Annotated in this window: 11 protein-coding genes and 1 pseudogene; 5 read left to right on the plus strand and 7 right to left on the minus strand. The window is 37.0% G+C overall.

The genetic code is table 11. The features are described 5' to 3' along the window. From ABGX27_04195 to carA, 7 genes are all read right to left on the minus strand, one after another. Positions 1-288 (minus strand): hypothetical protein (locus ABGX27_04195; GenBank protein ID MEO2068693.1); only part of this gene is annotated, 288 nt, incomplete at its 3' end. Next, entirely contained in the window at positions 254-2,653 is a 2,400-nt protein-coding gene (lon, locus tag ABGX27_04200; GenBank protein ID MEO2068694.1) for an endopeptidase La, read from the minus strand. The genes lon and ABGX27_04195, both read right to left, overlap by 35 nt. After that, a complete protein-coding gene (galU, locus tag ABGX27_04205) occupies positions 2,653-3,525 on the minus strand; it encodes a UTP--glucose-1-phosphate uridylyltransferase GalU (GenBank protein ID MEO2068695.1) in 873 nt (290 codons plus the stop codon). The genes lon and galU overlap by 1 nt, the downstream gene beginning before the upstream one ends. Then, positions 3,526-4,725, minus strand: coding sequence for a class I SAM-dependent rRNA methyltransferase (locus tag ABGX27_04210; GenBank protein MEO2068696.1), 1,200 nt, complete (start codon positions 4,723-4,725; stop codon positions 3,526-3,528). It abuts the gene before it with no gap. A gap of 8 nt (positions 4,726-4,733) precedes the next feature. Next, positions 4,734-5,267, minus strand: coding sequence for a hypothetical protein (locus ABGX27_04215; GenBank protein MEO2068697.1), 534 nt, complete (start codon positions 5,265-5,267; stop codon positions 4,734-4,736). After that, a complete protein-coding gene (locus ABGX27_04220) occupies positions 5,240-5,842 on the minus strand; it encodes a hypothetical protein (protein MEO2068698.1) in 603 nt (200 codons plus the stop codon). The genes ABGX27_04215 and ABGX27_04220 overlap by 28 nt, the downstream gene beginning before the upstream one ends. 6 nt (positions 5,843-5,848) lie before the next feature. Next, positions 5,849-6,988: a glutamine-hydrolyzing carbamoyl-phosphate synthase small subunit gene (carA, locus tag ABGX27_04225; GenBank protein ID MEO2068699.1), complete on the minus strand. Its 1,140-nt coding sequence runs from the start codon at positions 6,986-6,988 to the stop codon at positions 5,849-5,851. Between the two features lie 73 nt (positions 6,989-7,061). On the opposite strand from carA, the gene ABGX27_04230 reads away from it, so the two are divergent. The 5 genes and pseudogenes from ABGX27_04230 (at position 7,062) to prfB (ending at position 11,645) form a co-directional block, all read left to right on the plus strand. Then, positions 7,062-7,898 carry a metal ABC transporter substrate-binding protein gene (locus ABGX27_04230; protein MEO2068700.1) on the plus strand — a complete coding sequence of 279 codons (837 nt, stop codon included), beginning with the start codon at positions 7,062-7,064 and terminating at the stop codon, positions 7,896-7,898. A 4-nt stretch (positions 7,899-7,902) separates the two neighbouring features. Next, positions 7,903-8,472 carry an aminodeoxychorismate/anthranilate synthase component II gene (locus tag ABGX27_04235; protein ID MEO2068701.1) on the plus strand — a complete coding sequence of 190 codons (570 nt, stop codon included), beginning with the start codon at positions 7,903-7,905 and terminating at the stop codon, positions 8,470-8,472. A 13-nt stretch (positions 8,473-8,485) separates the two neighbouring features. Continuing rightward, positions 8,486-9,571, plus strand: coding sequence for a lipid-A-disaccharide synthase (lpxB, locus tag ABGX27_04240; GenBank protein ID MEO2068702.1), 1,086 nt, complete (start codon positions 8,486-8,488; stop codon positions 9,569-9,571). Next, complete coding sequence (locus tag ABGX27_04245; GenBank protein ID MEO2068703.1) at positions 9,544-10,668, plus strand: class I SAM-dependent RNA methyltransferase; 1,125 nt, start codon at positions 9,544-9,546, stop codon at positions 10,666-10,668. Before lpxB ends, ABGX27_04245 begins: the two co-directional genes overlap by 28 nt. Positions 10,669-10,765: 97 nt before the next feature. Beyond that, positions 10,766-11,645: pseudogene (gene prfB / locus ABGX27_04250) on the plus strand (peptide chain release factor 2).

Consider the following 11,645-nt stretch of genomic DNA (forward strand, 5'->3'; position numbering starts at 1 on the left):
TAATTTTTCAACCTTACATTCACCTTTATTCTCAAGATAAGATGTAAAAACCCAAACGTACCGGCACTTTCCTCCCTTTTCTTGACATATATTTTCAGGTAAAGCAACTGCTTTAACTATAGAGTGGTTCCAGATAGCATAAAATACTTCTCCTGAATCCTTAAGAATATAAAAATCTTGGCAGTTTTCATCGAAGATTGAACACGAGAAAGAGAGAAAAAAAGGAAGAAGAACAGAAAGAAGCATACCTATACTACCTTTTCTTTCTTCTCCTTCTTTCCTCCTCATAAAGTGCAAGATCAAAGACAGGTTCTACTCTGTTAACAAAAACAAGCTTAACCTTCTTCTTAACATCTTCCGGTAACTCTTCCATTACCTCAGCCTTATTCTTTTCAGGAAGTATTACTGTTTTTGCTCCATATCTTAAGGCAGCTAAGATTTTTTCTTTTAATCCTCCAACAGGTAGAACCTTTCCACCTAAAGTAATTTCTCCTGTCATAGCTACTTCTTTTTTAACTTTCCTATCTGTCAAAGCAGAAAGCATTGCAGTAGCTATTGTTATTCCAGCAGAAGGTCCATCTTTAGGAATTGCCCCTGCTGGAACGTGGACATGAATATCTATTTTTGAAAAGTCGTGTTTAATGCCATACTTATCTGCATTTGCCTTTATGAAACCAAGAGCAGCTTGTGCAGATTCCTTCATTACGTCTCCAAGTCTTCCCGTCAAAATAAGCCTTCCACTTCCTTTAGTTACTATAACTTCAATAAATAAAACATCTCCTCCTACCGGTGTCCAAGCAAGCCCCGTTGCTACACCAACTTCATCTTCTCCAAGCTCAAGTTCAGGAACAAACTTAGGAGCCCCTAGGATCTTTTCAACAAGTTTCTTTGTTATCTTGTACTTTTTCTCCTTTCCTTCACTTATCCAGAGGGCTACTTTTCTGCAAACAGCAGCAATGCGTCTATCTAAGTTTCTTACTCCTGCCTCTCTTGTATAGTGTCTAATAATGTGTAAAAGGGCAGAATCTGTAAATTCGATATCTTCGGAAGTTAAAGCATGATTCTTCATTTGGTTGGGAACAATGTACTCTTTAGCGATCTGAAGTTTTTCATATTCTGTGTATCCTGGAATGTTGATAACTTCCAATCTATCAAGCAAAGGTTCTGGAATTGTATGAGGAGTATTTGCAGTTGCAATAAAAAGAACTTCTGATAAGTCGAAAGGATGGTTTATATAGTTATCAACAAACTCTCTATTCTGTTCAGGATCAAGAACTTCCAAAAGAGCTGCCGCTGGATCTCCTCTAAAGTCAGAAACCATTTTATCTATTTCATCAAGTAGAATTACAGGGTTTTTAGTTCCAGCTTTTTTCAAAGCTTGAATTATTTTCCCAGGCATTGCGCCAACATAAGTTCTTCTGTGTCCTCTTATCTCTGCTTCGTCCCTAACTCCACCAAGAGAAATTCTTACAAACTTTCTACCAAGAGCTCTTGCAATGGAACGGGCGAGGGACGTTTTTCCAACTCCCGGAGGTCCAACGAAACAAATCGTAGCCTGTTTAACATCTTTAACCTTTTTCTTCCTCTTCCTTATAAGAGCCTTTACTGCTAGGTATTCCAAAATTCTATTTTTAACTCTTTCAAGGTCGTAATGATCTTCATCCAGAATTTGTCTTGCTCTCTCTATATCAAGTTTATCGCGAGTTTTCTTAGACCAAGGAAGCTCTATCATCCACTCTATATAAGTTCTCAAAACTGCAGCTTCTGCAGATTCAGGATGCATTTTTTCAAGTCGAGACAGTTCCTTAAGGACAGATTCTTCCACCTCTTTTGGCATTTTTGCTTTTTTTATTTTTTCCCTATATTCCTCTATCTCCTTTGTTTTTTCTTCTTCCTCTCCAAGTTCTTTTCTTATAGCTCTTAGTTGCTGTCTAAGAAAATACTCTTTTTGCTCTTTTTCCATAGATTCACGAGCTTTTGTTCTTATAAGTTCTTGTATCTCAAGAACTTTTATTTCATGTTCATGTTTTTCACTTATCTTTCTTAATCTTTCAACAGGATCAACTGTAGAAAGAAGATCCATTGCTTCTTCAGTAGAAAGTTCTATCTGACCTGCTACAAGGTCAGCGAGTCTTCCAGGATCCTCGATAGACCTTAAGATTGCAACCATATCAGGTGGTATCTGCTTTCCAAGGGCAACAATTCTTTCTATTTGATCCTTTACAAGTTTTACAAGAGCTTCCTCTTCCAAAGACTCTGGAGTGTACTCTGGTTCCAAAATGTGTTCAAGAAGAGCTTTATAAAAACCATCTTCTAATTTCAATTCCTTAACTTTTGATCTTCCTAAACCCTGAACGAGAATCTTTACTCTGCCATCCCCCATTTTCATTGCTTTGAGGATGACAGCAACAGTTCCCACATCGTAAAGATCTTCGGGTTTTGGATCCTCTACGTCCTTATCTTTCTGAGTTAGAAGAAAAATAAGTTTGTGCTCTTTTAATGCCTCTTCCACTGCATTTAAAGAAAATTCCCTACCCACAAAGAGCGGAGTAATCATCATAGGAAATACAACTACGTCTCTTAACGGCAAAACAGGGAGTTCTTCTGGAAATCTTGGTTCATTGGAAGTTGGTGTCTTTGGCATCTCACCCATTACTTGTTCTCCTCTTCAAGTTTTTCCTGTAAGTACTTAAGAAAAGCATCTTTTAGATCCTTTCTCATAAGAGCAAAGTCAACAGTAGCTATTAAAAAACCAAGTTTATTTCCTGTATCGTATCTTTTACCTTCCATTATCTTAGCATAGAGAGCTTCCTTCATTCCTAGTCTTTCAATACCATCTGTGAGCTGTATCTCTCCACCTTTTCCAGGAGGAGTTTTCTTTAAGGCTTCAAATATACCTGGCGTAAGTATGTATCTACCAGTAATAGCAAAATTTGAAGGCGCCTCTTCTACGGAAGGCTTTTCAACCAAAGCATCAACTTTAAAAACGCCTCTTTCCACCTCTTTTCCACCAACAATACCGTATTTACTAACATCTTCTTTTGGAACTTCTTGAACTCCAAGGACTGTGCATCTATATTTATCAAAAACATCCATCAGTTGCTTTATGGCTGGAGTATCTGAAACCATTATGTCGTCCCCAAGCAAAACCGCAAAAGGTTCATTGCCAACAGCCGGCTCTGCCGTTAAAATAGCATGTCCTAACCCAAGAGGTTCCTTCTGTCTTACATAAACTACTTCAGCCAAATTTGTAACTTCTCTTACAAGTTTTAAAAGATCTTCTTTTCCCTTTTTCTCTAAAGAATACTCAAGCTCAAAGTTGGTATCAAAGTGGTCCTCTATAGCTCTTTTATGTTTTCCTGTAACAAAGATAATTTGCCTAATCCCTGCCCTCACAGCTTCTTCTACGATATACTGGATTACAGGTTTATCTACAATTGGTAGCATTTCCTTTGGTTGAGCTTTAGTTGCTGGCAAGAACCTCGTACCAAGTCCGGCAACAGGAATAACAGCTTTTCTTATCATCTAGACCTCCCACGGAAAGCTTTTAGCAAAGATACACTTTAAGTACCTGCTTTCTGGAATCTGGAGAACAAACGGATGGTCTTTGGCCTGATAAGTTGTATAGAGAACCCTTAAAGGTGTTCTTGTATCGTAAGCCGCAGAAAGGAGAATCTCCTCTAGGATAGGAGGCGTAATGTGGTGGGAACAAGAACAAACAACGATGCTACTACCCGGTTTAAGCATTCTAAGTCCACGAAGGAAAAGCTCCTTGTATCCCTTCTTAGCCTGTTCAACCACCGTTTTGCTCTTTGCAAAAGCAGGTGGATCAATAACAATTGCGTCAAACTTTTCTCCATCAAGCTGCATTTTCTTTAAAACCTTAAAGGCATCTCCCTTAACAAACTGAAACCTATCGGCCACTCCATTAAGTTCTGCATTTTCCTTTGCAAGGTCTAAAGCAAGTTGAGAGCTATCAACTGCAACTACTTCTTTCGCTCCTCCAATTACAGCTGCATGAATACCGAATCCTCCAAGATGGCAAAAAGCATCAAGAACCCTGTCTCCTTCTTTTACAAACTCCTTTGCAAAAAGAAGCTTGTTCTCTCTTTGGTCTAAGAAATATCCTGTTTTTTGTCCTCCAACAATTTGAACGTTAAAGCTTATCCCGTTTTCCTTGATAATTACTCTATCTGGTACTTCTCCGTAAAGGGGCTGTTCAACTAAAGGAAGCCCTTCAAGCTCTCTTACTTGAACGGTTGACTTTTCATAAATTCCCTTAGGTTTTACAACATCAACTAAGGCTTTAATTACTTTATCTTTAAGAACTTCCATCCCTAAGGTCGTTATCTGGACAACAAGATATCCATCATAGTAATCAACAATAAGCCCTGGAAGATAATCAGCTTCAGAGTGAACTAACCTAAAAGCCGTGGAATCTTCCGGTACAACCTTCTTTCTGTAAGAAAAAGCTTCTGAAATTCTTTTCTTGAAAAAATCAAGGTCTATTTCTTCATCTTTCTTAAAGGTAAGAATCCTAATAGCTATATAACTATCTGGATTTATGTATCCCTTAGCGAGAAAACCTCCTCTATAATCCCTTACAACGCAAAGTTCTCCTCTCTTGGGCTTTCTTGAGAACTTAAGAATGTCGTTCTTATAAACCCAAGGATGAAAACCTTTTATCCTCTTTTCTTTTCCCTTTTTTACAGAAACCTGGAGCATTCACTACCTCACAATAATTTTTGGTAAAAGTTTAAAGAACTCAATAGCTGCACCTTTATAAGAAACCTTTCCAGTAAGAAGAGATACAGTAAGACTTGCAATTTCAGGAACTTTTTTATGACGTAAAAATTTAAACCTTTAGCATTAAAGAAGATATTCCCAACAACTTTTGCCCAAAAGAATTCCGTTCCAAAAATTTTATCAATTAATCCCTTATAAAGTTTCAAGACTTTTAAGTTTCCACTCTCAAACGCTTTTAAAACAAGTGTAGACGCTATTACTCCACTCTTTACAGCATAGTAAATTCCTCCACCTGTTAGAGGATCTACAAGTCCTCCTGCATCTCCTAAAAAAAGTAGATTTTCTCTGCATACGTCATTCTTCCTTTTTCCACAAGGTATTGGAAAACCCTGTTCAAAAATAACCTTCCCGAAAACACCATGTTTATTATTTAAAGCAGAAAGCCTTTCCCTTAAAGCTTTATTTTTCTTAGTAAATTCTCCAAGACCAACCGTTAAAAATTTCCTTTCGGAAAGACCCAATAGTACCCCCAAGAAAAGTCCGTAAAGTCTATTAAGATAGAATCATCCCAGGAAGTCTCTACATCAGACTCAAAAGTAAAACCTACATCCCTTTTTATTCTTAAAGTTCTTGCTATTCTACTATTTACATCATCAGCAGAAATTAAGACTCTTGTCCTATAAACACCTTTATCTGTTATGACTTTCCAAAAGCTTTCCTCTTTCTCTACAGATAAAACAGCTTCTTCAAAATGAAACTCAAAACTACTTTTCTTCAAAACCGTTTCAAGTAAAAAGTTATCAAGTTCTTCTCTGTCTGTTAAGTAAGTTAGCGTAGAAGTAGTTGAAATCTCCGTCCTATCAAGGTTATTAACAAGAATAAATTTTCTCGAGGCTACTTTAACAACTTTATCTAAGTTGGGAAATAAATTTTTTAGAAGCGTATAAGCCTTTGGAGTTAAACCACCAGCACAAGGTTTCTTCCGAGGAAAAGAAAATTTATCAAAGGCAATTATCTTAAGTCCACAATTTCCAAGTGATTTTAAAAAAGATAAACCGGCGGGACCAAGTCCCGATACAACTATATCATAAACCATCTATCCCTATTTACCTCTATAATCGGAAATTAACTTTTCAAATTCCCTAAAAAGATACCTTGAGTCGTGAGGACCTGGAGAGCTTTCGGGGTGATACTGAACAGTGAAAAGAGGCTTTGTCTTGTGCTTCAAACCTTCTACAGTGCCATCGTTAAGGGAGTAGTGAGTAATTTCAAGGTCATCAGGTATTGTTGATTCGTCAACGGCAAATCCATGGTTCTGAGCGGTAATCTCAACCCTTCCAGTCTTCTTATTTTTAACTGGCTGGTTTGCACCTCTGTGACCAAACTTTAATTTGTAAGTAGAAGCTCCCATGGCAAGTGCTGTAAGTTGGTGCCCAAGACATATACCAAAGATAGGTTTTTTATAGGTAGCTATAAGGTAGCGAATAGTTTCTATGGCGTAGGATACGGCTGCCGGATCTCCTGGCCCACAAGAGAGGAATATTCCATCTGGATTAAGTTTTAGAATTTCTTCTGGAGGTGTCTTTGCAGGAACAACTATCGGTTTTATTCCAACATCAACAAGATTTCTCAAAATGTTGTACCTTATTCCAAAATCAAGAACAACAACCGAATATTTAAGGTTCTTTTCTACTTTATACCCTTTTCCAAGTTCCCAAGTTCCCTGTTCCCACTCGTAAGGTTCTTTACAGGTTACTTCATCCACAAGGTTAAGACCTTCCATTTTTGGAATTGAACGGGCTTTGGAAATAAGACTGTCAGGATCAAGGTCAACGGTAGAAATTACTCCTCTCATAGTTCCAACAGTTCTAAGCTTTTTAGTTAATTCCCTTGTATCAACTTCGCAGATACCTACAACTCCATACTCTTTTAAGTAATCTTCAAAGGACTTCTCAGCCCTCCAGTTTGAGTAAACTTCAGAAATTTCTTTAACTATAAATCCTTCAGCTTTTGGACCATCGGACTCAACATCTTCACTGTTTGCTCCAACGTTTCCAATTAACGGACATGTCATAGTAACTATCTGACCTTTAAACGAAGGATCGGTAATAATCTCTTGATATCCTGTCATTGAAGTTGTGAAAACAACTTCTCCGTAGGTTTCCCCTTCAGCCCCAAAGGAGTATCCTTCATAATAGGTGCCATCCTCAAGAGCAAGAATTGCAGGCTTTCTGTCAAGCATTAGCAACTCCTCTTGTGATATATTTAAATCGCTTAATTTTACCATTTAAAAGGATTTGGAGGTTAGAATAGTTATGAAAAGACTTGTTTATCTCTTTCTCCTTGTAGTCACACTAGCAATCTTTGGCTGTATATCTCAAAATTCCTCTAAACCGTTAATCGTTTCCTCTATTCCTGTTTGGAAAAGTGTAGCAGAGTACATAGGAGGAAGGGACTTTAGATATTATTCCATTTTGAAAGGTGGAGAATCTCCCCACGGATACGAACCTAAACCTTCAGATGTTCAAAAAATTCAGGAAGCGAAACTTATAATAGTTCACGGTCTTGGTTTGGACGACTGGGCTTTAAAAGGTGTAAATAAAGGAAAAGTTTTCAACATTGGAGAACTGTTTTCTAAAAAGTATCCCCAAATAAAGAAACCTGGTTACCATCTATGGACAAACCCTGTTCTTATGGAAGAAGTTTACTTTGAAATTGCCAAAAAGCTTGTAAAGTTCTATCCTAAGAGAGAAACCTATTACCTTAAAAGGGCTGATGATTATGCAGCAATGATTGAACAGCTTCTCCAAAGAATCAACAACTGTTTACAAGATGTAAAGAAAAAGGTTGTTGTAATTTATCATCCTGTTTGGAAACCTCTACTTGAAACTTTTGGAGTAAAAACAATAGAAATTGCAAGAACGCCGGAAGAGCAGATAACTCCTGAAAGGCTAAAAGAAGTTATAGAAGAAGCAAAAAAGAAAGGTGCTAAAGTTGTTATAGGAGAAACTTTTGCACCTAAAAAGGTTGTGGATATGGTAGCAAAGGAAATAAATGGAAAGGTTTTAATACTAAATCCTGTTCATTCAGATGATTATGTTAGGGCTTTATCAAATTGGGGAAGCAAAATCTGTAACGCTTTAAAGGAGTAGAAAGATGATACTAATGATAGATAACTACGATTCTTTTACCTACAACGTCGTTCAGTACTTTGGAAAGTTAGGTGCAGACATAAGAGTTTACAGAAATGACAAAATCACGATTGACGAAATTGAGAAAATGAAGCCTGAAGCCCTTGTCATCTCCCCTGGCCCCTGCACTCCAAAAGAAGCTGGAATTTCCGTTGAAGCAATAAGACACTTTGCAGGAAAAATTCCAATACTTGGCATCTGTTTAGGACATCAATCCATAGGCTTTGCTTTTGGGGCTAAAATCGTAAGGGCAAAGAAACTTATGCATGGAAAAGCATCAAACATAATTCACAACGAAAAAGACCTTTTTAAGGGAATGAAAAACCCATTTTCAGCAATAAGGTATCACTCTCTCGTTATAGATAGAGAAACTCTCCCAGAAGTTTTTGAAATTACTGCAGAAAGCGAAGATGATAGAGAAATAATGGGAGTTAAGCATAAACACTTGCCAATTTACGGGGTTCAGTTTCACCCTGAATCCATCTTAACAGAGGATGGAATAAGGATAATTGAGAACTTTCTAAATTTAATTTAGAGGACAAAACTCGTTGAAAAAAATTTTGATAGTTACAGGAGAACTTTCGGGTTTCAACTACGCTAAAGAACTTATTCCCTGTCTTTCCAAAAAGCTTAAAGTTTTTGGTGTTCTGATGGAAGATGTTGAAGGATCAACAAGGATACTTGACTCCAAAGATCTTTTAGCCTTTGGATTATTTGAAGCAGTCTCAAAACTTCCATCAATTTGGAAAGGAAGGAAAAAAATCGAAAGTTTTTTAAGAAAGGAAAAGGTGGATGCTGTATTACTTATTGACTTTCCAGGTTTTAATCTGAAGATTGCTGAAATTGCAAAAAAACTTGGAATAAAAGTTTTTTACTTTATACCTCCCAAACTTTGGGCTTGGGGAGAAGGGAGAATTAAAAAGATAAAAAAGTTTGTGGATAGAGCATTTGTAATATTCCCTTTTGAAAAAGACTTTTACGAAAAGTTCAAGGTAAAAGTAACCTACGTTGGAAACCCGTTAAAAGATATTGTAAAACCTTCTTTAAAGCCCTTAGAGTTCAGAAGAAAGTATAATCTCAAAGACCCAATATTCGCTTTAATGCCCGGAAGTAGACCTTCTGAAATTAATTACCTTTTAAAGCCAATGGTTGAAGTTTCCAAGAGAATAGAAGGTAGTTTCGTTCTCCCTGTGGCTTCTTCTTTAGACAAGGATCTTATTGAAAAAACTATAAAAGAAATGAACGGAAAAGTTACTTTAATTCCCGAAAGTGAAAGGTATAACTTACTTTTTGCGGCAGACGCCGGAATTATAGCTTCAGGAACCGCAAGCTTAGAAGCTGCAATCTCGGGACTTCCTCACGTTGTAGTGTATAAGCTTAACCCACTAACCTTTATGATTGCCAAAAGACTTGTAAAAATTCCTTTTGTGTCCTTACCAAACATAATAGCCAAGAAAGAAGTTGTTCCAGAACTTCTTCAAGATGAAATTAATCCTGAAAACCTTACCTTAAGTTTACTTACCGTCTATGAAAATAGATTTCACATAAAAGAACTTCTTGAAAAAGAAGTTAACTCAAAACTTAAAGGAGGAGCAATAGAAAAACTATGCAGGGAGATACTAAAGGAGATTTAAGACTTTTTGCCGTAGCACAACCGGGAATAGAAGAAATTACGGCAAGGGAGTTAAAAGATTTAGGAATAGAAGGAAAAGTTGTCCCCGGTGGAGTTGAGTTTGGGGGAAACTTAGAAACCCTTTATAAAGCAAATCTTCACCTTAGAACAGCAAGTAGAGTCCTTGCAAGACTTTGTACTTTCAAAGCCAAGCACTTTGCAGAACTTGTAAGAAAAGCCAAGAAGTGCCCTTGGGAAAACTTTTTAACAGAAGAGCTACCCTTAAAAATAAGGGTTACTTCAAAAAAATCAAAGCTTTACCACACAAAAGCAATTGAAGAAAGAATATGGAAGGCAATAAACGAAGCCCTTGGTTTTACACCTCCAAAGGCAAAGTTTGAAGACGAGGGAACAAGCGTAATAGTCCGCTTTGAAAATGACATTTGCACGATTAGCATAAACAGTTCCGGAGCAATCTTGCACAAAAGAGGATACAGAAAAAACGAGGTAGAAGCTCCCCTTAGAGAAAACCTAGCAGCGGCAATGATTTTAGTATCAGGTTGGAGAGGAGATACTCCTTTAATAGACCCTTTCTGCGGTTCAGGAACGATCCCAATAGAAGCTGCAATGATAGCAGCCAACATTCCACCGGGAATTAATCGAGAATTTGCCTTTATGAGGTGGAAAAATTTTGATGAAACTCTTTGGGAAAGAATTAAGGAGGAAGCTTTAAAAAACGTGAAAAGCGTAAAAGTCCCTATTATTGGCTACGATATAGACCCAAAAGCTATTGAGTCAGCTATTGAAAACGCAAAGAGTGCAAATGTTCTTGAAGTTTTAGAATTTAAAAACCAGTCCTTTCCTAAGGATTCCATAACGGAAAATGCAACAATAATTACCAATCCTCCATATGGAGTAAGAATTCCAATAAAAAATGTAGAAAGAATCTACAGAATGTTTGGAGATTGGGTAGAGAATTATTTTAAGAACTACAAAGTTTTATTTTTATCTCCTTCCAAAAGGCTTGCAAATCTTACAGGATTAAATTCAAAACTTTTAACTTTCTTTTCAAACGGCGGAATAACTGTTGGACTTTACGAGAGTAGGAAAAACCTTTGACAAAAGGAAATGTCTTTTTACATTTTAAACTCAAGAAATCTTGGAGGAACTGTCAATGATAGAAAAGCTTCAAGAGTTAAAAGAGAAACTAGAAAGGATGAAAAATAGGTATTCCGAAATAAGGGGGTATTTTTGACATAGAAGGAATGAAGAAAAGACTTTCAGAGATTGAAGATGAAATGGCTTCTCCTGACTTTTGGAACGACCAGAAAAGGGCACAAAGCATTTCTGTTGAAAGAAATAGACTTGAATCGGAACTAAACACATTTTCAGAGATACAGCAACAGCTTGAAGACGTTGAAGTCCTTATAGAAATGGCAGAAGAGGAAAATGAAGAGTCTTTACTCAATGAGGCAGAAGAACTTTTAACTAAAATGGAAAAAACCTTAGATTCCTTAGAAGTTAAAACCATTCTTTGTGGTGAATTTGATAGAAAAAATGCAATCGTGACCATTCACGCAGGAGCAGGTGGAACAGAAAGCTGCGATTGGGCACAGATGCTTATGAGAATGTATCTCAGATGGGCTGAAAGGAAAGGTTTTGAAACGGAGATATTGGATTTCCAAGAAAATGAAGAAGCAGGAATAAAAAGTGCAACAATTTTAATAAAAGGACCTTACGCTTACGGCTTCTTAAGAGCAGAACACGGAACTCATAGATTGGTAAGAATTTCACCATTTGACGCAAACGCAAGAAGGCACACATCTTTTTGTGGAGTTATAGTTGTTCCAGAACTTGATGACGACATAGACATTGAGATAAAGGAAGAAGATTTAAGAATTGATACCTACCGTTCTTCTGGTGCTGGAGGTCAGCACGTAAACACAACAGATTCAGCAGTGAGAATTACTCATTTACCGACAGGAATTGTTGTAACCTGTCAAAGTGAACGTTCCCAAATACAAAACAGACAAAGAGCCTTAAAAATTTTAAAAGCAAGACTTTACGAGCTTGAAAGAAGAAAGAGAGAAGAAAAA

The organism is Desulfurobacteriaceae bacterium (assembly GCA_039832905.1).
Taxonomy (GTDB): Bacteria; Aquificota; Aquificia; order Desulfurobacteriales; family Desulfurobacteriaceae; genus Desulfurobacterium.